Origin of the sequence: Catenulispora rubra, from assembly GCF_015356825.1 — a bacterium.
Classification (GTDB): Bacteria; Actinomycetota; Actinomycetes; order Streptomycetales; family Catenulisporaceae; genus Catenulispora; species Catenulispora rubra.
This window is the reverse complement of sequence record NZ_JAACYW010000167.1, coordinates 1-25,204: the sequence shown is the minus strand read 5'-3', so window position 1 is coordinate 25,204 and position 25,204 is coordinate 1. Positions and strand designations below refer to the sequence as shown.

22 protein-coding genes, 1 pseudogene and 1 riboswitch are annotated in these 25,204 nt (G+C 70.0%); of the genes and pseudogenes, 7 read left to right on the top strand and 16 right to left on the bottom strand.

Annotated features, from left to right (window positions below; translation table 11 throughout):
- Positions 1-115 precede the first annotated feature (115 nt).
- The gene (locus GWK61_RS34290) at positions 116-688 is read left to right on the top strand and encodes a mycothiol transferase (RefSeq protein ID WP_194915849.1); all 573 of its coding nucleotides are present in this window, start codon (positions 116-118) and stop codon (positions 686-688) included.
- A gap of 501 nt (positions 689-1,189) precedes the next feature.
- On the opposite strand, the gene GWK61_RS34285 is transcribed toward GWK61_RS34290, so the two are convergent.
- A complete protein-coding gene (locus GWK61_RS34285) occupies positions 1,190-2,056 on the bottom strand; it encodes a hypothetical protein (protein ID WP_194915848.1) in 867 nt (288 codons plus the stop codon).
- A gap of 211 nt (positions 2,057-2,267) precedes the next feature.
- Positions 2,268-2,399 (bottom strand): hypothetical protein, encoded by a 132-nt coding sequence (locus GWK61_RS58825; RefSeq protein WP_267254428.1) that lies wholly within the window; start codon positions 2,397-2,399, stop codon positions 2,268-2,270.
- A gap of 72 nt (positions 2,400-2,471) precedes the next feature.
- On the opposite strand from GWK61_RS58825, the gene GWK61_RS34280 reads away from it, so the two are divergent.
- Positions 2,472-4,010, top strand: a complete 1,539-nt coding sequence (locus GWK61_RS34280) for a hypothetical protein (protein WP_194915847.1) — start codon at positions 2,472-2,474, stop codon at positions 4,008-4,010.
- 18 nt (positions 4,011-4,028) lie between these two features.
- Here the strand turns inward: GWK61_RS34280 and GWK61_RS34275 are convergent, their stop codons facing one another.
- From GWK61_RS34275 to GWK61_RS34250, 6 genes are all read right to left on the bottom strand, one after another.
- Positions 4,029-4,427 (bottom strand): hypothetical protein, encoded by a 399-nt coding sequence (locus GWK61_RS34275; RefSeq protein ID WP_194915846.1) that lies wholly within the window; start codon positions 4,425-4,427, stop codon positions 4,029-4,031.
- A 4-nt stretch (positions 4,428-4,431) separates the two neighbouring features.
- Complete coding sequence (locus tag GWK61_RS34270; protein WP_194915845.1) at positions 4,432-4,593, bottom strand: hypothetical protein; 162 nt, start codon at positions 4,591-4,593, stop codon at positions 4,432-4,434.
- A gap of 95 nt (positions 4,594-4,688) precedes the next feature.
- Entirely contained in the window at positions 4,689-5,969 is a 1,281-nt protein-coding gene (locus GWK61_RS34265; RefSeq protein WP_194915844.1) for an outer membrane protein assembly factor BamB family protein, read from the bottom strand.
- Between the two features lie 455 nt (positions 5,970-6,424).
- The gene (locus GWK61_RS34260) at positions 6,425-7,885 is read right to left on the bottom strand and encodes a catalase (protein ID WP_194915843.1); all 1,461 of its coding nucleotides are present in this window, start codon (positions 7,883-7,885) and stop codon (positions 6,425-6,427) included.
- An 81-nt stretch (positions 7,886-7,966) separates the two neighbouring features.
- Entirely contained in the window at positions 7,967-9,136 is a 1,170-nt protein-coding gene (locus tag GWK61_RS34255; protein WP_323747885.1) for a Gfo/Idh/MocA family oxidoreductase, read from the bottom strand.
- A gap of 41 nt (positions 9,137-9,177) precedes the next feature.
- Entirely contained in the window at positions 9,178-10,038 is an 861-nt protein-coding gene (locus GWK61_RS34250; protein WP_194915841.1) for an aldo/keto reductase, read from the bottom strand.
- Between the two features lie 194 nt (positions 10,039-10,232).
- On the opposite strand from GWK61_RS34250, the gene GWK61_RS34245 reads away from it, so the two are divergent.
- Complete coding sequence (locus GWK61_RS34245; RefSeq protein ID WP_323747884.1) at positions 10,233-11,132, top strand: LysR family transcriptional regulator; 900 nt, start codon at positions 10,233-10,235, stop codon at positions 11,130-11,132.
- On the opposite strand, the gene GWK61_RS34240 is transcribed toward GWK61_RS34245, so the two are convergent.
- The 6 genes from GWK61_RS34240 to GWK61_RS34215 all read right to left on the bottom strand — a co-directional run bounded on the left by GWK61_RS34240 (position 11,073) and on the right by GWK61_RS34215 (position 18,925).
- Entirely contained in the window at positions 11,073-11,372 is a 300-nt protein-coding gene (locus tag GWK61_RS34240) for a CBU_0592 family membrane protein (protein ID WP_194915839.1), read from the bottom strand. The two genes, GWK61_RS34245 and GWK61_RS34240, sit on opposite strands and share 60 nt — an antisense overlap.
- 18 nt (positions 11,373-11,390) lie before the next feature.
- Positions 11,391-11,455, bottom strand: a riboswitch (guanidine-III (ykkC-III) riboswitch).
- Positions 11,456-11,478: 23 nt separating this feature from the next.
- Positions 11,479-12,465, bottom strand: a complete 987-nt coding sequence (locus GWK61_RS34235) for an NAD(P)H-dependent flavin oxidoreductase (RefSeq protein ID WP_194915838.1) — start codon at positions 12,463-12,465, stop codon at positions 11,479-11,481.
- Between the two features lie 50 nt (positions 12,466-12,515).
- Complete coding sequence (locus GWK61_RS34230; RefSeq protein WP_194915837.1) at positions 12,516-13,670, bottom strand: acyl-CoA dehydrogenase family protein; 1,155 nt, start codon at positions 13,668-13,670, stop codon at positions 12,516-12,518.
- 14 nt (positions 13,671-13,684) lie between these two features.
- On the bottom strand, positions 13,685-15,772 hold the full coding sequence (locus tag GWK61_RS34225) for an acetate--CoA ligase family protein (protein ID WP_194915836.1): 2,088 nt from the start codon (positions 15,770-15,772) through the stop codon (positions 13,685-13,687).
- 73 nt (positions 15,773-15,845) lie between these two features.
- On the bottom strand, positions 15,846-17,240 hold the full coding sequence (locus tag GWK61_RS34220) for an NAD-dependent succinate-semialdehyde dehydrogenase (RefSeq protein WP_194915835.1): 1,395 nt from the start codon (positions 17,238-17,240) through the stop codon (positions 15,846-15,848).
- A 5-nt stretch (positions 17,241-17,245) separates the two neighbouring features.
- Complete coding sequence (locus tag GWK61_RS34215; protein ID WP_323747883.1) at positions 17,246-18,925, bottom strand: APC family permease; 1,680 nt, start codon at positions 18,923-18,925, stop codon at positions 17,246-17,248.
- Between the two features lie 159 nt (positions 18,926-19,084).
- On the opposite strand from GWK61_RS34215, the gene GWK61_RS34210 reads away from it, so the two are divergent.
- Together GWK61_RS34210 and GWK61_RS34205 are read left to right on the top strand one after the other, a co-directional pair.
- Entirely contained in the window at positions 19,085-20,590 is a 1,506-nt protein-coding gene (locus GWK61_RS34210; protein ID WP_323747882.1) for a flavin monoamine oxidase family protein, read from the top strand.
- A 7-nt stretch (positions 20,591-20,597) separates the two neighbouring features.
- A complete protein-coding gene (locus GWK61_RS34205; RefSeq protein ID WP_194915834.1) occupies positions 20,598-21,473 on the top strand; it encodes a TetR/AcrR family transcriptional regulator in 876 nt (291 codons plus the stop codon).
- On the opposite strand, the gene GWK61_RS34200 is transcribed toward GWK61_RS34205, so the two are convergent.
- Complete coding sequence (locus tag GWK61_RS34200; RefSeq protein ID WP_194915833.1) at positions 21,455-22,354, bottom strand: thioesterase domain-containing protein; 900 nt, start codon at positions 22,352-22,354, stop codon at positions 21,455-21,457. The two genes, GWK61_RS34205 and GWK61_RS34200, sit on opposite strands and share 19 nt — an antisense overlap.
- 40 nt (positions 22,355-22,394) lie before the next feature.
- Between GWK61_RS34200 and GWK61_RS34195 the strand changes: the two genes are divergently transcribed.
- Positions 22,395-23,741: a cytochrome P450 gene (locus GWK61_RS34195; RefSeq protein ID WP_194915832.1), complete on the top strand. Its 1,347-nt coding sequence runs from the start codon at positions 22,395-22,397 to the stop codon at positions 23,739-23,741.
- Here GWK61_RS34195 and GWK61_RS34190 read toward each other — a convergent pair.
- On the bottom strand, positions 23,682-24,653 hold the full coding sequence (locus GWK61_RS34190) for a beta-ketoacyl-ACP synthase 3 (protein ID WP_194915831.1): 972 nt from the start codon (positions 24,651-24,653) through the stop codon (positions 23,682-23,684). The genes GWK61_RS34195 and GWK61_RS34190 overlap by 60 nt on opposite strands.
- A gap of 197 nt (positions 24,654-24,850) precedes the next feature.
- Between GWK61_RS34190 and GWK61_RS57215 the strand changes: the two are divergent.
- Positions 24,851-25,204, top strand: a pseudogene (locus GWK61_RS57215) (hypothetical protein); the annotation flags it as partial.

Sequence of the window (25,204 nt, the reverse complement as noted above, 5' to 3'; positions counted from 1 at the left end):
CCTTGGGGGTTGGGGGGGTTGGGTCTGATGCGGGTTGAGTCTCGCGCGGAGAATCTCGCACAGGTGCCGGTATCCCGGACGGGAAACGTCAGGGATTGGTCCTACGGTAGCGCGCATGACCGAACACCTCACTGCGGCGGTCGTCACCGAACCGCCGATGAACGCGAGCGAGATCGAGACCGTGCTGTATCTGCTCGACCGCTCCCGCGCCCAGTTCGCCTGGAAGTGCGCCGGCCTCGACGCGGCTGCGTTGAACCGGCCCCTGCCGCCGTCGAGGATGACGCTCGGCGGGCTGCTGAAGCACCTGGCGCTCGTCGAGGAGCGGTACACGATCGACTTCAGCGGGCGGGCGCCCGGCCCGCCGCTGGACGTGGCCGACCACAGCGACCCGGAGTGGGCTTGGCGCACCGCGGCCGAGGATTCGCCGGAGGTGCTGTACGCGCTTTGGAGCAACGCCGCCGAGCATTCGCGCACGGCGATGGCTGCGGCCCTGGCGCGGGAGGGCGGGCTGGATCAGGTCGCGGAGTTCACGACTGGGGAGGACGGTGGTCGGCCGAACCTGCGGCGGATCGCGGCTGACTTGCATGATGAGTACGCGCGGCATGTCGGGCACGCGGATCTGCTGCGGGAGGCTATTGATGGGTTGGTGGGGCAGGATCCGCCGACTGTGCCGGGGAAGACTTGGTGAGGTGGGGGTGGTGGGCCGCTGATATAAGCCGCGGGATAGTAGAGGGTTGAGCGGTGATCTTTATGTATGGGTGCTGGTGTCGGGCGGGGTGCGGTTGGTTTGTGGTCTATAGGCGAATCTTTACGGCTTCGCCAATGGTTTGATGACCTCGCGGGGGTACGCAGCTCGGTTCAGCGCCACGGGTCACGCTGGCGGCCGGCGGTTTTCGCGAACACGACCGCGCACTGGTCCGAGTCTGTGCATGGTGCGTTGGCGGCTGGCGGTTTCGCCTGCACGATCGCGCGTCGGTCCGAGTCACTGCGCACACGTTTGGTCTGGCGGCTGTCTGCCGCGTTTGGTGGGTGCCTTGAGGCCTCTGGCGGGCCTCCTCGACGAGGGGGCGACCCGCGCGTCCGGCGGTTTGGCGGCGGTCCGCGACTGTTCGGCTTCCGCAGCCGCCAAGGCACCGGTTCTCACCGACGCCGGAAGCCTTGCCGCATCCGGTCTGCTTGCCGCCGCAGCTCAGCGCGGGTCCACCTTGCCCGGCAGCCGCACCACGGCCGTACCGGCCTGCGATTCCCCGAACTCCCAGCCGGCGATCAGGGTGCAGCCGATCTCGTCCAGGACGTAAGTACCGACAGGCCACCGCTCGGTGCCGCAATAGTAGGCGCCGCAGCAGCGGGCGCCGTGCGCGTCGAGGCTGAGCATGCGGAGGTGGTCGCGGAGGGCGGGGTGCGGGAGTGCGCTCAGCGCCTGCTCCCAGTGCGGCTCGGCGGCGTCGACGTAGCCTTCGGCGTCGAAGGGCACCAGGTGGTCGGGGCCCTGGTTGGTGTAGGTCGCGGCCTGCATCGCTTGGGTGAGGGTGCCGTCGGTCGCCACTCGGAACAGTACGGTCAGCCAGGAGTTGAGTTGCTGGGCGGTGTCGTGCGTCAGGTCGACGGCGTGGCGGGCGAGCAGCGGGGCCAGGTCCGCGCCGCGTAGCGTCAGGTCGGTGGCGCCTTCGATCGCGGCGGCCTGGAGGTCGGCGACGAAATCGTCGCTGAAGGGGCGCGGGCCCTTGTGGCCGTCCTCGCCCCACGGGCCTGTCGCGTCGAGGAGTTGGCCGTCGAAGTGGAACAGCGACTCGCTGAAGTCGATCCGCCACATCGCCGGGGAGAACGGGTACTCGTCCGCGCCCGGGAACGGTAGCTCTGCGGGCTCGGGGTCGGTCAAGCCCTCGGGGGTGGCCCAGGTGTTGGGGAACAGGAACTCGTCGATGGAGTCGTCGGCGTAGTAGACCCCGTATACGGCGGCGGGGTCCGCCTCCGACGTGCCGCCGAGCAGCAGCTGGAAGGCCTCGTTCAGTACGGCGTCCCAGGCGCCGGGTTCGGTCGTCGCTGTCGATGTCATGGGTCCACTCCCCTATAGGTCGGCTTGCTCGGGCGCGTGGAATGTATCGGCTGCCGCCGACAGAGTTGCTGCCGGAGCGCGGGCGGTTGGCAACAGGAAACCACCGGTTCCGGCGGGATCTAAGCGTTTTCACCGTTGCCCGACCCAGGTGGGGACCGATGTACTTGCTGTGCGCCAGCCGCGCGGACAATTCCATTATCAGGACACAGATTCAGGGGACGTGGATATGACCGAGGAGCCGCAGGACGGTGTCGGGGAGCGCCCGGAGCCGCCGCACGTCGATCAGCCACGGCAGGGCGATCAGCCGCCGCCCGGCGTGCCGACCGCTTACGTTCCGCCGCATTTCCTGGGCGCGCTGCCTCCTCAACCGGTTCAATCGGTCCCGATGGCGCCACCGAACCTACCCATGACCCCCATGGCGCCCATGCAAGTCCCGCCCGCGCCGGTCCCGCCCGTCGGCGCGGCGGAGCGGTGGCGCGCCGCGGCGGTGGCGCTGCTGAACCTCAGCGGCCTGGGCCTCGGCCACGCGCTGCTGCGCCGCTGGCGAGGAGCGGTGGTGTGCTGGATCGCGACCGGGATCCTGCTCCTGATCGCCCTGCCCGCCAAGCCGGATGGCGTCCCGGTCGCCGTGATCATCGGCTACGTGCTGTTCCTGATCCTCGCCGCCGCCCGGGCCGCCGTCCTCAGCCTGCGCACGCGGCTGGCCTGGCCCCCGACCCCGCAGCTGGCCTTCGGCCTGGCCATCGTCCTGCTCGCGGTGCCGATCTGCGGCACCATCCTGTTCGACAACGCGCGCCAGGAAGCCGTCCAGCGGATGCTGCTGAGCCGCCTGGCGCAGGCCGACGCGGCCATCGCGGCGGCCGAGACCCAGTCCGCCGACACCGCCGAGCCGGCGTACGTCACCGCCCTGGGGACCTACCAGGACCTGCTCGACCACCACCGCACGTCGCGCGCCGCCAAGCAGGTGCCGGACCGGCTCACCGCGTTCTACCAGCACGTCAGCACCCCCTACAGCAACCACGACTACTGCGGCGCGATCGAGCCGCTGACGTTCCTGCGCACGCTGCCCGACGCGACGATCAGCACGGCCGACCTCGGATCGCTGGCCACCTTCCCGAACGACCCGCTGGCCACCTCCCTCTACCAGTGCGGCGTGAACGCCCTGGGCGCCAAGGCGGACCCGACGGCGGCGCAGGACCTCAACCTACTGCTGTCCACGTTCCCCACCTCGGCGCAGGCCGGCAAGGTCGAACCCGCGGTCGCCGCCGCGATCGGCGCGGCCGCCGGCCAGCTCACCGGATCCGACCCCTGCTCCGCCACCGCCACGCTCACCGGGCTCGGGACCCAGGCCAAGTCGCTCACCAGCAGTGTGGCCACCGTCTCCGACGCCCTGAAGAAGGACGTGGCCACCGACGGCGGCGACATCGAGTCCGGCACCTATGACTGCGCGGTGTCCGACTACAAGAACGGCAAGTTCACCGACGCCCAGACCGCCATGGACAGCTTCGTCAGCACGTACCCCAACGACCCCAACAAGGCGCTGGCCCAGAAATTCAGCATCGCCGCGCAGATCGCGCAGCAGGACGCCGACGCGGGCAAGGTCATACCCACCCTGACCGGTGGCGGAAGCATCACCATCACCATTTCGAACGACAGCCCGGACCCGATGCAGATCCTCTACACCGGCCCCGCGACCGGCGCGATCAACATCGGCGCCTGCACCAGCTGCAAGGCCTACGCCAGCAACGCGGAAGGACAGCAGAACGCGTGCAGCAACACCAGCATCGACTATCCGAAGACGTCGTTCACGCTGCCGCCGGGGACCACGTACTTCCTGCAGAAGAGCACAGGCGCGACCGTGAGGTCCTACTCCCACAGCGAGCAGTACGACGCGGGCACCGTCTACGACGACTGCGCCTTCGAGACGAGTATCTTCGGGAACCTGGGGTTGTAAGGGATCTGGCCCGGGACGTTACTCGGGCCGCTTGATCCACGGCGAGAGCCACTGCTTCATCCACGCCGGTGCGCGCATGTGGTCGTGCGCGCACTGCTCGGCCCACAGGGCGGCGGTGTCGGGGTCCAGGGTGAGCACGATGCCGTCGGCGGCCAGCAGGACGTCGGCGACCCGGATCGCGGTGGTGGTGTTCGACGTGGCGAAGGTGCGGTACCGGATCAGGTCTATGACCAGGTGGACGGCCCGGTCCAGCGGGTCGGGGTACTCCAGCTCCCAGCCGCGGGTGCGCGGCGACCACACGACGCCGTAGGCGACGGAGAGCACGACGGGCAGTATCGCCGGGTCGCGGGGGATCCCGTCGCCCCCGCAGGCCTGGTTCACGCGGCAGATCTGCTCGGGCGTGAGCCGGAAGGTCACGACGTCACGACCAGGTGGCCTCGGCGTCGGCGATGGCCTGGTAGGCCTCGCCGTTGCGGTCGTCGGAGTCGGCCAGCAGGTCCTCGAACACGGTGTCGGGCATCGGCTCGGCGCCCAGGAGCGGGTCCGGGTCGGGCAGTCGTCGCACAACAGCAGCTTCGGCCATGACCACTACCGTAGCGAACAAGGCCGCAACTGTCCCGACTGCCACCCGTATGAGAACCCGTTCGAGGGCGCCACGAGCCAATGGCCGTTACCCGGTCACACCGTGCTGAGTGCGGCGATGGATCCGCCCCAGCCGCCGGCGTAGAGGACGTTGCCGGCGATGGCCGGTGCACCGTTCACGCCTTGGCGTCCGGGGACCTGGTAGCTCCAGAGCAGGGACCCGGTGCCGGCGTTCCAGGCGTAGAGCGGGCCGCTGCCCTCGCCGTAGTAGGCGTCGCCGTTCACGACGACGGGTCCGATGCCGGTTTCGGAAGCGTTGGTGGACGCCGCCCACGCTGCCGTACCGGTGGCGCTGTTCACTGCGGCGATGGATCCGCCGATGCCTCCGACGTACACCGTCGTGCCGACGACGACGGGCCATCCGTTGATGCCGGTCCGGCCGGGGATCTGGTAGCTCCACAGCAGCGCACCGGTGGTGGCGTTCCAGGCGTACAGCGGGCCGCTGCCCTCGCCGTAGTACGCGATTCCGCCGGCGACTATCGGGCCGATGGCGCTCTGGGAAGCGTTGGTCGAGGCGACCCATTGCACTGCGCCGGTCGTGGCGTTCAGCGCCGCGATGGAACCGCCGACGCCGCCCAGATACACCGTGCTCCCCACGACGGTCGGCGCGCCGTTGATTCCGGTCCGGCCTGGGATCTGATAGCTCCACAGCAGCGCGCCGGTGGTAGCGTCCCAGGCGCGCATCGGGCCGCTCCCGGAGCCGTAGTAGACCACGCCGTTGACCACCGTCGGGGCGATGCCTGTCTCAGAGGCATTGGTCGCGTTGACCCACAGCACCGCACCGGTCGTAGCGTTCAGCGCAGCGACCGAACCGCCGAAGCCGCCCAGATACACGGTGCTGCCGACGACGGTCGGCGCTCCTTCGATCCCTGTACGGCCGGGGATCTGGTAGCTCCATAGCAGCGCGCCGGTAGTGGCATCCCAGGCGCGCATGGGGCCGTTTCCGGAGCCGTAGTAGACCACGCCGTTGACCACGGTCGGGGCGATGTCCGTCTCAGAGGCATTGGTCGCGTTGACCCACAGCACCGCACCGGTCGTGGCGTTCAGCGCGGCGACGGAACCGCCGATGCCGCCGACGTACACCGTGTTGCCCACGACGGCCGGCGCACCGTTGATGCCGGTCCGGCCGGGGATCTGATAGCTCCACAGCAGCGCGCCGGTGGCCGCGTTCCAGGCGTAGAGCGGGCCCGAGCCCTCGCCGTAGTAGGCGATGCCGTTCGCGACAGTCGGCCCGACGGCGACCTCGGAAGCGCTGGTGGGATTCGCCCACAGCAACGCGCCTGGAGTCGCGAACGCTTGTCCAGGGATGAGCAGCACTGCACACAACGCAAGAATCAAGGCACGAAACCACGATTTCTTGACCACGACCATTCCCCCCACGGTTTGCGGATGTCAGCTCTCGGCGACACCGAACCGCCGCGCACGCACCAGCACCGGCGCGGCGACGGCCGCCACCGAATTGCTGACGGACAGCCTCGACGAGGCCGACGGAACCAAAAGCCGCATGCCGGCCCGCGGATGGGCGCCAGGCAACACAAGACTGCGCGGGTACGCGCGCGCCAGGCAGCACAAGACTGGCGCGGATGTGTGGGCGCGAGTCGGCACGAGACTGGCGCGGAGGCACGGGGCCGGTCGGCACGAGACTGGCGCGGGCGTGCGGGCATGCGCGGGTCGGCCTGAGACTGGCGCGTGCGGACATGCGCGAGCCGGCATGAGACTGGCGCGGGTGTGCGGGTGTGCGGATGTGCGGATGTGCGAATTGCGGCTTCAGCTCACTTCCGCCCGGCCCGCACACCCTCCTCGATCCGTCGCCCGACCTCCGCGTCCACGTTCCGCCAGTACTCGAACGCGCGCTCGAGCACCGGATCGCTCACGCCGTCCAACAAGTGCCCCACGATGTTCCCGACCAGCCGGTCCCGCGCGGCGTCGTCCATGACCTCCCGCACCAGCGTGCCGGCCTGTCCCCAGTCGTCGTCCTCGGCGTGCAGCGCGGCGGCTGCGCGCACCATCTCGCCGTCGACCGGCCAGCCCGCGGGTTCGGCGGAGTGCGCGGGGTTGGCGTGGGGGCCGCCCTTGGAGTTCGGGGCGTAGACCGGGTCGGAGGCGTAGTGGTAGCGCATGCGGCCGGCGGTGCTGTAGTTGTGCGGCGGGGTGATGGGGGCGTTGACCGGGAGCTGGGTGTAGTTCACGCCGATGCGGGCGCGGTGCGCGTCGGGGTAGGCGAACATGCGGCCCAGCAGCATCTTGTCCGGGCTCGGGCCGATGCCGGGGATCAGGTTGCTCGGCTCGACCGCCAGCTGCTCGATCTGCGAGTGGTAGTCGACGGGGTTGCGGTCCAGCGTCATCCGGCCGACCTCGACCAGCGGATAGTCCTTGTGCGGCCACACCTTCGTCAGGTCGAAGGGGTTGAAGCGGTACCCGGCGGCGTCCGCGTACGGCATGACCTGCACCTTCAGCGTCCACGACGGGTGCTCGCCGGCGCTGATCGCCGTCCACAGGTCGCGGACGTGGTAGTCGCTATCCGACCCGGCCAGCGTGTCGGCCTCATCCTGCGCCAGGAACTCGACGCCCTGGTCGGTGAGGAAGTGGTACTTCACCCAGAACTGCTCGCCGACGGCGTTGACCCACATGTAGGTATGGCTCGAATACCCGTTCATGTGCCGCCAGCTGCGCGGGATGCCGCGGTCCCCCATCAGCCAGGTGACCTGGTGCGCCGACTCCGGGGACAGGGTCCAGAAGTCCCACTGCATGTCGTGGTCGCGCAGGTTGTTGTCGGCGCGCCGCTTCTGCGAGCGGATGAAGTGCTGGAACTTCAGCGGGTCGCGCATGAAGAAGACCGGGGTGTTGTTCCCGACCATGTCGTAGTTGCCGTCGGCGGTGTAGAACTTCAGCGCGAAGCCGCGCGGGTCCCGCCAGGTGTCCGGGCTGCCGTGCTCCCCGGCGACCGTGGAGAAGCGCGCGACCATGTCGGTCGTGGTGCCCGGCTGGAACACGACGGCCTTGGTGTACGCGCTGACGTCCCCGGTGACCTCGAACCGGCCGAAGGCGCCGCCGCCCTTGGCGTGCGGCTGCCGTTCGGGGACGCGTTCCCGGTTGAAGCCGGCCATCTGCTCGATCAGGTAGTGGTCGTGCAGCAGGATCGGGCCGTCGGGGCCGGCCGTGAGCGAGTGCTCGTCGCTGGCGACCGGGATCCCCGCGTCGGTGGTCGTCGGGTTGGGCTGCGCGTCTGTCATGGGACGTCGTCTCCTTCGCGTGCCGGGCCGTGGTTCCCACCCTCGGGGACCACGGCAGATGCGGCAAACGGAGCGAAACGGTCAGCCGGCGCGCTCAGCCGGCCCCCACGGCTCGACCTCGGTGACGACGCCCGATCCCGTGGCCGCCGCCCGGTCGATAGCCAGCGAGACCAGGTGGTCCTGGCACGCCTCGGCCAGCGGGTATGGCGCCGGTTCCCCGTCCCGGGCCCAGGCGGCGGTCGCGGTCAGCAGGGTCGCGATCGCGATCTCCTCGTCCATCAGGCGCAGGCCGGCGAACGGGTTGTGCCAGACGACGGCGCCGTCGAAGGACAGGTGCTCGGTGTCGTAACCGTCGAGGTTCAGGTCGCGGCCGAGTTGGGAGCGCACGATCGCGGACCTGAGTACCGTCTCCGGCCCGCCCCAGCGCACGACCGTGTCGTCGGCGATCTCGCCGAGGCTGCCGCGGACCAGGATCCGGCGCAGCCGCAGGCGGTTGTGCCACTGGTTGTCGGTGAAGTCGTACAGGCCCGAGTGGCCGTTACCGAAGTCGAGCGTCGCGAGCGTGGTGGTGGCGTCCTTCGGGGCTTCGTCACCGGTCCAGCCGTCGCGGTTCAGGGGGTCCAGCAGCGGCGCCGTGAACTGGGAGGCGGTGACGCGGACCGGCCCGAAGCCGGCGTCCAGCAGGCCTCTGATCATCGAGACGGCGTGGTAGCCGTGCGTCGAGCTGACCTGCACGGACGTCGCCTGCCCGATCACGCCCCGGCGCACCAGCTCGCGCCGGGCGGCGTGCCCCGGCAGCATGAGGTACTGCTCGGCCACCTGGACCATCTCCCCGCCGCCGACCCGCGCCCACAAGGCCCGCAGCCCGTCGGCGTCCGGTGCCGGCGGCGTCTCGGCCAGCACCCGGACCCCGTCGTCGACGAGCGCCGCGGTGATCTCCGGCGTCGCCGGCCACGGCACGCAGACCACCACGAAGTCAGGGTGCTGTTTCGCGACGAGTTCGGCAGGCGAGAGGTACGCCGGCACGCTCCACCGGCGCGCGACCTCCTCGGCAGCCTCGGCCCGCCGGACCGCCGCGCCGACCAGCGTCAGCCGCTCGGGCAGCAGGGCGGCCAGGCGCGCGAAGAAGTCCGCGCGCCAGCCGCGACCAACGATCCCGAAGGTGACCGGAGCCGCCGGGACGGCCGGGACCGCGGGGGCCGCCGGAACGGCCAGCGCGGCCGCAGGAGCCAGGCCAGCCGTGCCAGCCACCGCGTCCAGGCCAGCCGGGCCAGCCGAGCCAGCCGCGTCCCTCATACGGCGTCCAGCCGAGCGAACTCCTCGGCCGACAGCACCAGATCCGCCGCCGCGACCGAGTCGCGGATCGTCTCCGGACGCGAGGACCCGGGGATCGGGATCACGACCGGCGCCTTGGCCAGCATCCACGCCAGGCACGCCTGCTGCGCGCTCACCCCGTGCGCGGCCCCCACCTCGGCGAAGGCGTCGAACCGGGTGCCGAGCCCGGCGGCCTGCGAGATCCCGCCGAGCGGACTCCACGGCAGGAACGCCAGCCCCAGCACGGCGCACAGCTGAAGCTCCGCCTCGCTGCTCCGGTACCGCGGCGAGAACTGGTTCTGCACGCTCACCAGCTGGCCGCCCAGGATCTCGTTGGCGAGCTGGATCTGCTGCGTGCTCGCGTTGGAGATGCCCGCCTGCTGGATCTTGCCCTCGTCCAGCAGGTCCCGGATGGCGCCGATCGAGTCCTCGTAGGGGACCTTCGGGTCGGGCCGGTGGAACTGGTACAGCCCGATGGCCTCCACGCCGAGCCGCTTGAGCGAGGCCTCGCACGCCTGCTTCAGGTACGCGGGCGAACCGTCCTGCGTCCAGGTGCCGTCGCCGGGCCGCAGGTGCCCGCCCTTGGTGGCGACCAGCACGTCCGAGGTGTCGCCGCCGTAGGAGGCCAGCGCCCGGGCGATCAGGCTCTCGTTGTGGCCGACCTCGTCGGCGAACAGGTGGTAGGCGTCGGCGGTGTCGATCAGCGTGACGCCGGCTTCGAGGGCGGCGTGGATAGTGGCGACGGAGCGCTGCTCGTCGGGGCGGCCCTCGATGGACATCGGCATGCCGCCGAGCCCGATGGCGCTGACAGCGGTGTCGCCGATGCGGCGGGTCTTCATGGCTGTTCCTCTCCCGGTCCTGCGTCTCGCGTTCGTTGTGCGTTCGTTCTGCGTCGCTCTGCTTCCCCTCAAGCCTCGCCACCGGGAATTAGTACTGTCCAACACGAGTTCCCGATGTCATTGAGCACCGGCTCTGCTGAATGCTCCTGAGCTCAGTGGCTGATGACTTCCGTGGCTGATGAATGGGGACCGGCGTGGAACTGCGCCAACTGGAACACTTCGTGGCCGTCGCCGAGGACTGCCATTTCACCCGCGCGGCCAAGCGCCTGCACATCGCCCAGTCCGGCCTGTCCGCGTCGATCCGGTCGCTGGAGCGCGAGCTCGGCGCGCCGCTGTTCCTGCGCAGCACGCGCCAGGTGCAGCTGACCGCCGAGGGCCGGGCGCTGCTGGTCGAGGCGCGCAAGACGCTGGCGGCCGGCGACGCCGCCAAGGGCGCGGTCGCGGCGGTGCGGGGACTGCTGCGCGGCACGCTGTCCGTCGGCTCGTTGCAGTGCCTGCACGCAGTGCACGTCCCCGCACTGCTGGCCGGGTTCGTGCGGGAACACCCCGGGCTGGAGGTGAGCCTGCGCCACGGCGGCTCCGGCGATCTGACCGACCGGGTCCGCACCGGAAGCCTGGACATCGCGTTCGTCTCGCGGCCCCGGCAGATCCCGGAGGAGGTCGTGGTCAGCGCCCTGGACCGCGAGCCGCTGGTCCTGGGCTGCGCCCTGGACCACCGGTTCGCCGGCTGCGACGAGGTCAAGCTCCAGGACCTCGGCGACGAGCGGTTCGTCGACTTCACCGCGGACTGGGGCACCCGCGACCTGGCCGACCGGGTCCTGGCCGAGGCCGGTGTCGAGCGCCGCGTCGCCCTGGAGGCGTCGGACGTGCACTCGCTCCTGGACCTGGTCTCCTTCGGCCTGGGCGTCGCGCTGGTCCCGCAGTCGTTCACCGTGAAGACCGACCGCGTGCGGTTCATCCCGCTGGCCGGGGACGTTCCGCTCTGGGAGACCGTGGCGGTGACGGCCGATCCGACCGGCATGGCCGCGGCGGCGCTACTGGCGAAGGTCGGGCTGGCCGGCGACGGCTACGTCAGCAGCTGCGTCAGCGCCTGAGCCTGAACCTGAGTCACGGACCACAGCGAGCAGACCCGCACCCGACACGAGCGCCCAGACGCCCTCCAGCAGCAGGAATCCCCACTGGCTGCCCGCAATGGCCGCAACGGTCAGCACAGTGGAGCCCACGAAGTTGAGAAGGAGGTAGAGGGCTGATCGCTGACGCAGCCAGGCCCTCTGCGCGGCCACGAACGCCGCCAAGACCAACATCGACCCGATGATCTGCACTACCTGTTCCACGACGAATCAGCTCCTCAGGGAGCGTCGTCTTGGCGGACCGGGTACGGCGCACATCTCGTTCGGGGTCGCCCGGCAGGATCATCCAGGGTGACCGGTTCCGATTGTCTCACATGCGCTTGACCTGCCGCACAAGCCGTCCGAGGATGATCCGCTCGGCGTCCTCGACGATGCTCCGCACCACGGTGTCGCAGCTCTCGACGCTGTCGATGAGCCCCTGCGCCTGGCCAGCCCACCACATGCCGCCCTCGACGTCGCCGTCGTGGAGCACCTGCTGCCTGGCGCGCCTGCCGGAGGCCAGGTCGGCGACGTCAGCGAAGGTGGCTTGCGGTAGGGCACCGATGCGCGCGATGTCCTCCGACACGGTGTTTCGGGCCACTCGGGCGGTGTTGCCGAACTCGCGGAAAACGATCTGGGTGCCGCGTTCGTCGTTGGCGACGATCTGTGCCTTCACGTTGGGGTGGATCGGCGCCTCCTCCGTCGCCTCGAACCGGGTGCCCATGTTGATCGCACACGCCCCGAGCGCCAGCGCCGCGACGAGGCCGGCGCCGGTGGCGAAGCCGCCCGAGGCGATGATCGGGATCGTCAGCCGGCGGGCCGCGGCCGGGATGAGCACCAGGCCGGGGACGTCGTCCGGCCCAGGGTGGCCGGCGCACTCGAAGCCGTCGATGCTCACCGCGTCCACACCCAGCGCCTCGGCCTTGAGCGCGTGCCGGACCGCGACGGCTTTGTGCACGACCTTCACCCCGGCCTGCTTGAACGCGGGCAGGTGCGGCGCGGGGTTGCTGCCGGCCGTCTCCACGATCTTGATGCCCGAGTCGATGATCACCGCGCGGTAGTCGTCATAAGGCACCGGCTCGATGGTCGGAAGGATGGTCAGGTTGACGCCGAACGGCTTGTCGGTGAGGTCGCGGCACCGCTTGATCTCGTCGGCGAGCGCCTCCGGCGTCGGCTGAGTCAGGGCGCTGAGGAATCCCAGCGCGCCGGCGTTCGCGACGGCCGAGATCAGGTCCGCGGTGCCGACGGCCAGCATGCCGCCACAGACGATGGGATGCTCGACGCCGAACATCTCGGTGAACTCGTTCTGGAAACCCATGTCGGTCCTGTTCAGAGAAGGCAGTGCCGGTCGGACTTGGAGCCGGATACTCAGAGCCGCCGCGAGATGACGAGGCGCATGATGTCCGAGGTGCCCTCCTCGATCTCCTCCAGCTTGGCGTCGCGCATCCACTGCTCGACCGGGTACTCACGCGAGTAGCCCCATCCGCCGAGGGTCTGCACGGCGCCCCACGTCGCGGCCATCGCGGTCTCCGAGGCCTGGAGCTTGGCCATGGCGGCGAGCTTGGTGGTGTCGGCGCCGGCGTCGAGCAGGCGCGCGGCGTGCAGCGTGAGCAGCCACCCCGACTCGATGCGCGTGGCCATGTCGGCGAGCCGGAACGCGACCGCCTGGTGCTCGATGATGGGCTTGCCGAATTGGGTACGCTCGCGTGCGTACTGGAGCGCGTACTCGTACGCCGCACGCGCGGCTCCCGTCGCCGCCGCGGCCAGGACGATCCGGGAGACGTCGAACGTCTTCATCAGCCCGTGGAAGCCTTGGCCCTCGTCGCCGAGGCGGTCGGCCTCGGGAACGAAGACATCGTGGAAGAAGATCTCCCGACAGACGATCGCGCGCTGGCCCATCTTCCGCATCGGCTCGCCGAACGTCATCCCTTCGGCGCCCTTGCGCACCAGGAAGGCGGTGACGCCCGAGGAACGCAGGGAGGAATCGGTCTTGGCGAACACGACGTACTGATCGGCTAGGCCGGCGTTGGAGATCCAGGCCTTCTGACCGTTGAGCACGTAGCCGCCGTCGGCCCGGACCGCAGTAGTCGTGATGGACGCGGCGTCGGAGCCCGCCCCGGGCTCCGTCGTCGCCAAGGCTGTGTAGAGCGGGGTCGGGCCCGTCAGGGGACGCAGCCACGTTTCCTTCTGCTCTTCGGTGCCGAGTTCGAGCAGCGGATCGGCGAAGAACCCGTTCGAGCACACGAAGTTGCCGATCCCGGGATCGCCCCAACACATCTGCTCCTGCACCAGGCACTGGGTCACGACGTCGGTGAACCCCCCGCCGCCGTACTCCTCGGGAAGCATGAAGTCGGTAATGCCGACCTTCGCCGCGGCCTGGAAGATGTCCACCGGCGAGACGATGTCGGCCTCGTCGACCTCGCGGCCGCGGGGCCGGATCTCGTTCGCGGCGAACTCCCGGCAGAGCTCGACGATCGCGCGCTGCTCGTCGGTCAGCGGCCAGGGCTCAATGGAGGTGTTCATGCGGCTGCTCCTGCTCATACGTGATGAATTACGGGCACGACAAGTCCGTCCACGGCCAGGGCGCCCCGCGGCCCGACCCGAACCGGATTGATCTCGATCTCTTCGAGCGAGGCGTCGCCGGCGATCAGCTCGGACACGACGACGATCGCCTCGATCAGGGCGCTGATGTCGACGGCCGGCTGTCCGCGCCAGCCGTCGAGGAGTCGGGACGAGCGCAGGCGGTCGAGCATGTTCGCGGCTGTCGACCGATCGACCGGGGCCAGCTCGACGGACACGTCCTGCCAGAGCTCGGCCTGGACCCCGCCGAAGCCCACGACCACCGTGGGACCGAAGTCGGGGTCACGGCGTGCCCCGACCAGCATCTCGACGACGCCGGGACGCGTGTCCTGCTCTTCGAGGACGTACTCCCCCGGACCGAGCCGGTCGTACATCTCGGTGAACGCCTCGGCGGTGGTGTCCTGGTTCAACCCGGTCCGGACTGCTCCGTGCTCGCTCTTGTGCTCGATCCACCCTGCTTTGAGAACCAGCGGCGCGCGCAGCGACGTGCAGGCCTGCGCGAGTTCGGCGGCGTCGGTGACGCGTCGTGCGCACGGCATCTCAATGCCCTGCGCCATCAGGAACTCGCGAGCGCCCCAGTAGCCCTGGACGCGCGAAGCCGCGTTGTCCCGACCCGGCGGCAGATCACGGCCCGGCTGCCCTCCGAGCCGCGCGGCCCGGCCCAACGCGCCGAGCGCCGCGTCGATGGTGTCGAACGCCGGAATCCGATGGTCCCGCATACGCAAAACCGCAGGCGAGGACCTGCTCATGCTGTGCACGACCAGCGGTACCGGCACCGGTGCCGCGCCGCCGGCCAGCTGCCCCAGACGGTCGATCACCGCGAACTCAGTGTCCTGAATCTCCTGGACTCCCGGGCTGTCCTCGCCATAGCGGCCGAGGTATCCCGACAGGACGATCGCGTCGACCTCGCCGGATTCCGCCACCGCCTCCGCGACCTTGGCGTAGACCTGGAGCTCCGCCTCTCCCCCGCCGGCGAGATCCACCGGGTTGTCCACGGCGGCCGCGGCAGGCAGCAACGTCCGCAGCCGGGCTTGCAGCCGGTCGCTCAAAGCCGGCGTCAGCAGTCCCTGCGCGGCGGCGACGTCGGCGGCGATCCCGCCCTGGCCTCCGCTGTCGCTGATGATCGCCACGCGGCGCCCGGCAGGTGGCGCCGTCGCGGCCAGGACCCGGGTCACGTCGACGAGCTCGTTCGGTGTCGAGACCCGCAGCGCGCCTGCGACGCGGCACGCGGCGTCGACGACGTCGAGCGCCGACGTCATCGATCCGGTGTGGGAGCGCGCCAGCCGACGGCTGCCTTCGCTGGCGCCGGTGGTGAGCACGAGCGTGTGCTTGCCGGCGCGACGCAGTTCTCTGAGTGCTTCGACGATCCGCGTTCCGTCGCTGAAGCTCTCCAGATACAGCGCCACCGTCTTGGTGTGCTCGTCGCGGGTCAGTGACTCCAGGACGTCGGCGGCTGTGAGGTCGAGTTGGTTGCCGACGGAGTAGAAGCGGGAGATACCCAGTCCGGAGCGCGCGCCGAGTTCGGCGATCTCGGAACCGACCTGGCCGCTCTGGGAGACGATCGCGAGATTCCCGCGTGTGAAGTGTCCCCAGGCGAGCCGCAGGTCGGCGGTGGTGTTGACCAGGCCCAGGCTGTTCGGGCCGATCATCCGCGCACCGAACCGGTCGAGCAGCGCGGCGAGTTCGTCCTCGGCGGCGGCGCCGAGCCCGGCGGTGATCCCGAGGAAGGCACGGGATCCCTTGGCCAGCGCGTCGTTTACGACCGGCAGCACATGTTCGGCCGGGACAGACAGGACGACGAGCGCCGGCGTGCCTGGCAGGTCGCTCACGCTCGGGTAGGAACGATGGCCCAGGATCTCGGTGGCACGACGGCTGACCAGCCAGACCTGGCGCCGGTCGGCACCGGCCAGGGCCCCGCGAGCGAGCCAGTAGCCCCATTTGGCCTGGTTCTCGCTCGCGCCGACGACGGCTACGGACGAAGGATCGACGAAGGCCGAGGGGAAGGCCCCGGGAAAGCTCGTGCCAGAGTCCGAGCCGGATTTCATATCAGGGTTCGTATCGGAGCTCGTGTTAGGGTTCGTAGCAGAGTTCACATCGGGGTTCATGGCGAAGGCCGTGTCAGACATTCGGCCCCGCCGCCGTGTAGACGAGCCGCTTGTTGGCGAACTCGTTCATCCCGGCCGGGCCGAGTTCGCGGCCGAAGCCGGAGCGCTTGACGCCGCCGAAGGGCAGTTCGGGTCCGTCGGCGGAGGGCGAGTTGATGCTGACCATCCCGGCGTCCAGCCGCTCGGCCAGGCGGCGCGCGCGGTCCGTGTCGGTGCTGAAGACGGAGGCGCCGAGTCCGTACGGCGAGGAGTTGGCGACCTCGACCGCGTGGTCGTCGTCCCGGACGCGGTAGACGACGGCGACCGGCCCGAAGAGTTCTTCGTCGTGGGCGCGCATGTCCGCGGTGACGTCCAGGAGGACGGCCGGCGCGTAGCGGGCCGAACCGTCCCGGGCCAGGGTCCCGCCGGCCAGCAGGCGTGCGCCCTTGGCGACGGCGTCGTCGACCTGCGCGGCGAGGTTCTCCGCGGCGGTCCGGGAGGCAAGCGGCGGGTGCTTCGCCGCGTCGACGGCTTTGGCCTGGGCCAGGAGCGCGTCGACGAACGCGTCGTGGATGTCGTCCATGACCAGCAGGCGCTTGTTCGAGGTGCACGCCTGTCCGTTGTTGTCCATGCGGGTCTGCCAGGCCAGGGCCGCCACCGCGGCGACGTCGGCGCTGTCGAGCACGATGAACGGGTCCGAACCGCCGAGTTCGAGCACGCATTTCTTCAGGTGGCGCCCGGCCAGGGCGGCGACGGCGGACCCGGCGGCTTCGGATCCGGTCAGCGAGACGCCCTGGACGCGGCGGTCGGCGATGATGGACGCGATCTGGCCGTGGCTGGCGAACACGTTGCGGTAGGCGCCGTGCGGAAGACCGGCTTCGAGCATGATCTGTTCGAGGGTGTCGGCGGTGCGGGGCACGGATTCGGCGTGCTTGACGATCACGGTGTTCCCCAGCACCAGGTTCGGTACGGCGAACCGCACGACCTGGTAGCACGGATAGTTCCACGGCATGACGCCCAGCAGCGGTCCGATCGGCCGGGATTGGACGACGGCCTGCGCGCCGCCGCGGGCCGGGAGTTCCTGGTCCGCGGCGAGCGCTGGGCCGTGGTCGGCGTAGTAGTCGAAGATGGTGGCGCAGTACTCGATCTCGGCTATGCCCTCGGCGAGGGGTTTGCCCATCTCCGAGCGCATCGTCTCGGCCAGTTCCTCCGCACGTCCCAGCAGCACGGCCCCGGCTCGGCGCACGGTCTCCGCGCGTTCGGCGACGGTCCGGCCGCGCCACCAGAGGTACGCCGCCTGCGCGCCCTGCAGCGCGGCTTCGATCTCGGCGTCCGTGGCGTACGGGAAGGACTGGACCAGTTCACCGGTCTCCGGATCGACGATCTGGTAGGCGGACTGCCTGGTGGAGGGGAAGTCTGCGAAGCTCATGGAGATCAACCTTGCGAGGCCGGGCGGTGGAAGAACGCGGGATAGCGGCGGCGGCAGACCAGCAGGACGAGCAGTCCCAGCAGGATCGCCCCGGTGCCGATCACGAACGTGCCGCCGACGCGGGTTCCGGAGGAGAACGGGAGCGTCCAGCTCGTCCCGCTGTGGGAGGGGTCCCAGGCGTGGACGAGGGTCCACGAGCCGGCGGCGAGCAGCACCACTCCGCCGATCAGCGGGAAGACGATGCGCAGCCAGATATCCGCGGCGCTGTCACGCCATGCGGCGCGGTAGGCCCAGGCGGAGGTCAGGCCGGTGAGTCCGTAGTAGAACGCGATCATCACCCCGCACGAGGAGACCGCGTCCCCGATGGCCAGGCCGTGGCCGAGGAAGTTCATCGTGGTGTACACCACCGCCCCGGCGACGCCGACCGCGATCGTCCCGACGTGCGGGATGCGGAAGCGCGGGTGCACGCGGGCGAGCGCTCGCGGGAGGGCGCCCTGGTCGCCCATGGAGAGCATGGTCCGGCTCAGGGTCAGCACGGTCGTCTCCGTCGAGGCGGCGGCGGAGGTCAGGACCATGAGGATGAGCAGGTGCCACAGGATCGATCCGGCGCCGCTCGAACCGAACACCGCGGTGCCGAACGGGTAGAGCACGTCGGCGGAGTTGTCGGGGTTGTTCAGGCCGATGCCGGTGCTCCCGATGCCGGCGAACGAGATCGCGGCGAAGGTGGCGACCAGGTACAGCGCCACCAGCAACACCGTCGAGTAGGTCGCGGCGCGGCCGGGGGTGCGGCGCCGGTCGGTGGTCTCCTCGTTGACTGTGAGCGCGGTCTCCCAGCCCCAGTAGATGAACAGCATGAGGACCAGGCCGCTGACGAACGCGCTCATCGAGCCGTGGAACGGGTTCAGCCAGGCCAGCTGCGGCCGGTGCGTCCCGGCGGGCGCGTGACCGCTGTAGACCCGCACCAGCGCCACGACGGACAGCACGAGGAGCATGCCGAACTCCAGGAAGAGCAGCGCGCGCTGGACGGCCGCCGCGATCTCGATGCCGCGGTAGCAGACGAGCGTCATCAGCAGGAGCCAGCCGAGCCCGGCCAGCAGGATCCAGGGGTCGGACGGCGTGGCGCCGATCCCCTTGGCGCCGACCAGCAGGAACACGTACTGTCCCGCGACCTGTGCCAGGCTGCCGATGACGAGCACGAAGGACGCGATGATCGCCCATCCGCCGAGGAACCCGATGTTCGGGTTGAGGACCCGCGAGGCCCAGGTGAAGATCGTGCCGCAGTCGGGGTCGCGGCGGTTGAGCGCCGCGTAGCCGAAGGAGATGAACAGGATCGGGACGAAGGCGAGCACCACCACGGCGGGGGCCTGGAAGCCGACGTATCCGACGATGAACGCCAGGGTCGCGGTGAGGCTGTAGGCGGGCGCCGCCGACGCGACCGACAGGATCAGGCTGGTCGCCATGCCGAGGGCTCCGGAGCGCAGGCCCTTCTCGGAGACTTCGTCGGCGCCGCTCTCGGCGGCCAAGTTCGCGGCGGCCATGTTCTCGGCGGTGATGCTGTCGGGGACGCTGCTCTCGGGGATGCTGCTGTCGGCGCTGCTGTCGGCGATGCCGTCCTGCCCGGCGAGGCGGAGCTCCCGGACCGGTGGCGCGGCCGAGCCTGGAGAAAATTGCGAGTCTTGGGTCACTGCCACTCCCTGGTCATGGGGCTCATCGGCACTATCGTCGAAACGCAACAACTGATTGGTGAGTCAGCTTGACGAGCGCGCGGGACCCTGTCAAGAGGTAAATCGCAATTCTTCGAGATCTATTGACTCCTCAGCCAGTGTTGCGAAACAGTGGGCGGCGTGACAGCGACAACACCAGACATCTCCGCCATCGGCCCCGAAACGGGCCCCGGAACCGGCACCGAGGACACCGGGGACACCGGGACCGCCACCGGTCCCGGCTTCGCCGTCGACACCGACGTCGTGGTCGTGGGCGCCGGGTACGCCGGCCTGACCGCGGCTTCCGGCCTGGTCGAGGCGGGGTTCGAGGTCGTGGTGCTGGAGGCCGGGGACCGCGTGGGCGGCCGGGTCCACAGCCGGCCGAGCCGGTCCGGGGTGCGCGTCGATCACGGCGGCCAGTGGATCGGGCCGAGCCAGCTGCGGTTCCAGGAACTGGCCGACCGGTTCGGCTGCGAGCGGTTCCCGACGTGGGAGTCCGGAAGCCATATCGAGATCCGCGGCGACGGCACCCGAATGGCCTACACCGGCGCCGCACCCGAGCGCGGTCCGGGGATCGCCGAGTACGAGCGCGTCACCGCCCTCCTCGACCGCCTCGCGGGGGCCGTCGACGTCGAGCGGCCGTGGGACACCCCGCGGTTCGCGGAGTACGACGCCCAGTCGGCGGAGGACTTCTTCCGGGCGCAGACCGCCGACGAGGACGCCCTCGAACGGCTGGCCCTGGCCGTTCAAGGTGTCTGGTGCGCGGAGCCTCGTGAGATCTCCTTCTTCCACGTGCTGTTCTACCTGGCCTCCGCGGGTGGTTACGAGCAGCTGATGGAAACCCGCGATTGTGCGCAGGACGCCCGGTTCACCGAGGGGGCGGACGCCGTCGCCCACGCACTGGCGCGGACGCTGGAGGGAAGGGTCCGGCTGGGAGAGCCGGTGCTGTCGATCCGTCATACCCCGAGCGGCGTGGAAGCGCGCACCGGCAGCGGCACCGTCGTGCGCGCGCACCGTGCCGTGATCGCCGTGCCGCCGGCAGCCGTCGAGCACATCGCCTTCGCCCCGGAGCTGCCGACCGCACGGCGCGGGTGGGTGCGCCACACCCCGATGGGCCGGGTCGCGAAGGTGCACGCCATCTACGACCGGCCGTTCTGGCGCGAGGCCGGGCTCTCCGGGATCGCGACGCTCTACGGCGACCACCCGGTGGGGGTGGTCTTCGACAACTCCCCCGAGGACGCATCGCGGGGTGCGCTGGTGGCCTTCGTCTACGGCGACCGGCTCGACCGCTGGGCCGCCCTGCCGGACGACGAGCGCCGCCGGGGGATCCTCGCCGCGCTGTCCGAGGTCGTCGGCGCCGGCGCTGCGCAGCCGATCGAGTACGTCGAGACGATCTGGCCCCGGACCGGCTGGACCATCGGGGGCTACGAGTGTTTCGTGACGCCGGGCGGCTGGGCGTCCTACGGCCGGGCCGGATGGCGGGAGCCCGCCGGAAGTCTCCATTGGGCGGGGACCGAGACCGCCTCGGTGTGGAACGGCTACATCGACGGCGCGATCTCCTCGGGCGAACGCGCCGCCGGCGAGGTGGTCGCCGCCCTGCGCGCCGCGGGCCGGACCGGGATGAGCGCGTCCCGCCTGGCATACTGACGGGGTTATGACGAGCTCGCAGAACACGACGAGCCCCGCCCCCGCCGAGCTGCCCGACCTGCCGGAACGGGTGCGCACCGCGATCCGCGCGGCCGGGCTGTCCCAGCGTGACCTCGCCCTTCAGGTCGGCATGGACCCGACCGCCCTGTCGAAGGCGCTTCGGGGGACGCGGAAGCTGCGCGACCCGGAGCTCGCCGCAATCGCGAAGGCGTGCGGCGTCTCGATCGCCTACCTCGCGCAGGGCACCGGTCCGGCGCCCGTGCCCCCGCCCACGAACGGCCGGGAGCGCGCGGAGGCGGTGAGCGCGCAGGAGCGGCGGGAGCAGATCCTTGAGGCCGCGACGGTGCTCATCGCGCGGCGCGGCTATCACAACGTGCGCGTCGCGGACATCGCCCGCTACTGCGGGACCAGCACCGCGACCGTGCACTACCACTTCCCGAGCAAGGAAGCCACGCTGCACGCGGCGCTGGAGTTCTACGCGCAGCGGTTCCGGGCGCAGATCGACGTGGAGTTCGAGAAGGCGACGTCCGCGCGCGACAAGCTGCGTCGCCTGATCGAGGTGCAGCTGCCGCTCACGAGCGACGACATCGACGAGTGGTCGGTGTGGATCCAGTTCTGGAACCAGGCGATGCTCGAACCGCGGCTGCGGGACACCCAGCGGCGGGTCTACTCCGGCTGGTACCAGGTCGTGCTCGACCTGCTCCGCGAATGCCAGGCCGAGGGCCTGGCGCCGGGCGCCGACGTCGAAGCCCTCGCCGACCGGTTCACAGCGATGGTCGACGGGCTCGCGATCCAGATCCTCGCCAATTCGACCGACATGCAGCCGGATCGGATGCGCGCGCTGCTCTTGCGGGCTTTCGAGCCCTACCTCGAGCTGAGCTGAAGCGGTGGCCTCCCCCGGCGAGCGTCGCCGGCGAGGAACGTACGGATGACGTTTCCGACGTCGATCACGTGGGGGAAGGCGGTCATCGTGAGGTGGTCCCCGCTCACCTCGGCGATGGTCAGATCGCTGATCTTCACTGTCCGCCACTTGGCGAAGCGATCTGCGGTGCGCATGAACCGCCACTGCCCGGAGGGCAGGTCGGGGAACTCGTCGGATTGGACGAACAGCACCGGGAAGTCAGCGTCGGGCGGCCGGTGGACGGCGAGGGCGCCGATGTTGCGGGTGCACGTCGAGATCACGGCATCCAGCCGGTCGGGCGCCAGGTGTAGGCCGATCTCGCCGAGGGCGGCGTGGACTTGGGGACGGATGCGGGAAGCGGGTTGCGTCCAGTCGATGTCGCGTGGCATCGGCTTCGCATAGGCCACGGCCGTGCCGTAGAGCAGGAGATCCAGGGCTCTGAGTTCCTGCTGTTCACGCATGGGCGACGCGGGTTCCTCCGGCGGCAGCTGATACAGGCTGCTGTCGAGGATCACCACCTTCACCTGCTCTCCCTGATCGCGCAGGCGGCATCCGACCCCGTAGGCGATGGTCCCGCCGAATGAGTGGCCGACGATCCGATACGGTCCGCGCGGCTGAACGCGGCGAAGCGCTGCGAGGCAGGAGTCGACGAACGCGTCGATCCGCGCCTCGCCGGTCGCGGTCCCGAAGGCTGGACAGAGACCGTAGCTGATGCCCGGCATCCGGGTCGCCCGGGCCAGTGGCCGCAGGTACTTCACGCCGCCGAAGATGCCGCCGATCCATGCTGTGGTCAGCGGTTCGCGGTCGCGATCCGTCGACCGGGTCAGGACTATGTGGCTCCTGACGCCGGCGTCCTCGGCCATCGCAACCCCCTGGGATCCTGGTGATGATACGGTACAAACCATGCCAATTCGAACAGATGATCCATTCGGTGAGTTTGTCGACGGTCTCCGCCCGGCCTCCTATACGGCTGTCGGGCTCGCAGGGTTCAACAACCGGTGTCTGAGGCCGGCCGACTCTCTGGATCCGGGCGTCGATTACCGGGAATGGCGCGAGGCCGGACCGGTCCAGCGCGTCGAGTTCCCCGGCGGGTTGCAGGTGTGGGCCGTGACGCGCTACCGCGAGGTGCTGGCGCTGCTGCGCGACGACAGGTTCACCCGGGACTGGCGCGCCGTGCCGTCTCCTGCGTTCGACTACGGGTCCCGGCGCTATCCCGAGGACTACTTCGCGACGCCCCACAGCACTCTGTTCAACAGCGAAGGTGCCGACCACCAGCGGTTGCTTCGGCTTGCGATGCCTTTCCTGACGCGCGATCGCGTCCGGAAGATGCAGCCCGTCATCGAGGAGGTCGTGCGGACGGTGGTCGCGCCGCTCGCCGATCGCGAGCGGGTCGATCTGGTGGCCGAGTTCGCCGTACCGATCCCGCTTCAGGTCATCGGGCGCGTGTTGGGCGTCCGTGACGGGCTGCTGCCGGAGTTCGCCGAGCACCTGCACGTGACCAGCGGTTGGCTGGACCCCGCCGACGAGAGGTGGCAGAGCTCGTCCCGGGCGCTGCATCGGCTGGCGTTGCAGGCCATGAACGATCCCGACGCGATAGCCGGCGACTGCCTCATCGGCGCGCTGATCGAGGCGTATCGCGGTCGGGGGGCGATCACCCGGGTCGAGATCGGGGCGATGATCGTCATCTTGATCGCCACCGGCTACGAGACCACGGCGGCCCTCCTGGCCAACGGCAGCCTCGTCATGGTCACCGATCCCGCGGCGCGGCGGCAGATGGTTGGCGACGGTGTCGAATCCGCCGTCGCGGAACTGCTGCGCTGGCAGCCGCCGTCGCCGTGGGGGCAACTCCGCATCGCGCGGCGGGACCTGACGTTCGCCGGCGTCGACATCACAGAGGGCGACCTGGTCTATCCGGTGTTCCCCGCAGCCAACCGCGACCCGCGGGTCTTCACGGATCCCGAGGTCCTGGACCTCGCGCGGGACGAGGCGGACCACCTGTCCTTCGGGCAAGGAAAGCGGCGCTGTATCGGGTCCTGGCTCGCGCGCGCGATCGCCACCACCGCGCTGCCTGCGCTGGCGCGTCACCTGCCGCCGATGCGGGTGTCGGTACCTGTCGATCAGCTCCGGTGGCATGGACTGCTCCACGTGCGGGCGCTTCAGGCGCTCCCGGTACACAGGACAGCGGCGGCGTCAGGGGACGGCTACGACCATGCCGGCGAAGCCGAGCCCGGCGCCGAAGCCGAGCAGTAGGGCCAGATCGCCGCGGGCGACTACACCTGAGTCCCGCATCCGTTCCATCGCCAGCGGGATGGATGCTGCCGACGTGTTGCCTTGGTCGACGATGTCCTCGGCGATCGCCACGTGCTGCGACAGACCTGCTGACTCGGCTACGGACCGGGTGATTCGCAGGTTCGCCTGGTGCGGGATGAAGGCCCTGAGATCCTCGGCTTCGAGACCCGAGGCCTCCAGCACTTCGCTGATCGCCTCGGGGAGGCTGGATACAGCCCAGCGGAAGACTGTGTTGCCGGCCATCTGCAGGACCGGACGCGTGTCCGGGCCGCCGGGAACGGTCACGATAGCTTGCGACAGGTCCGGGCGAGATCTCCAGACCACCGGGCCGATGCCGAGAGTCTTTGACGCTGTGACGACTACGGCTCCGGCGCCGTCGGAGAAGAGGAAGGCGGTTCCGCGGTCGGTCGGGTCCACGATGTCTGACATCCGCTCGGTGCCTATCACCAGGCAGGTGCCGCTGGTGCCGGAGGAGACGGCGTCGGCGGCGAGCTTGAGCGCCGCGGTGAAGCCGGCGCATGCGGCATTCACCTGGATGGCGACCGCGTGCACTCCCAGCCGGTCGGCTACTGCGGCGGCCAGGTCGGCGGGGGAATCCGGCGTCCAGGACATCGTCGCGACCAGGATGCGGTCGACGTCGGCCGGGGCCAGCCCCGCGTCGCCAAGTGCCTTGGCGCCGGCGATCGCGGCCATCTCCACCAGCGTTTCGTCGGGCTGGGCGAATCTGCGGGTCCTGATGCCGGATCGGCGCTCGATCCACTCCGGCGTGGAGTCGATCTGCCGGCAGACCTCTTCGTTGGTCACCACGCGTCGGGGGCGGTAGCCGCCGATTCCGGCGATGCGGGCGCGGACTGGCTGTGCTATTGCATTCACGGCCTGAGGTACGCGGGGTTCGGGTGGCGGGTTCAGGCGGGCGGTTCAGGCGGGCGGTTCAGGGTTCCTTTTCCCGTCGGTCGAACCATGGCCTACGTGAGGCCGTATTCCCGGGCTGGAAGCCCTCTTCGAGCCTTCGATTTCCAGAACATGCGCGTCTATGGCGGCCCGCCGCCCCGAACATGGCGAGATCCGATATGACAATGGTTGGCGCGAGGTCCGTCTCCGCGGTGCCGCCGGCTACGTGGAGGGAGCACTGGTTCGAGCATGACCAGGAGCTGTGGCTGCACGCGTACGACGACGATGTCGCGGTCTACGTCGACCAGTCTGTGGCGGGCCGGATTCAATGGATCTGTCCTTTCGTCTCTAGGTGCTGGCTGTATGCGAAGCGGGCCTATGGAGACGACTTCGGTGGTGACCGGCTCTACGTGGTGCTGCACCAGGGGCGCTACTCCGGTGGGCACCCCGCGTATCACTTCGACGGGTCGCACGACTATCGGAACGTTATCGACTGCGGCCCTGGGCCGTGGGACTCCGGGGCGGGGGGCTCC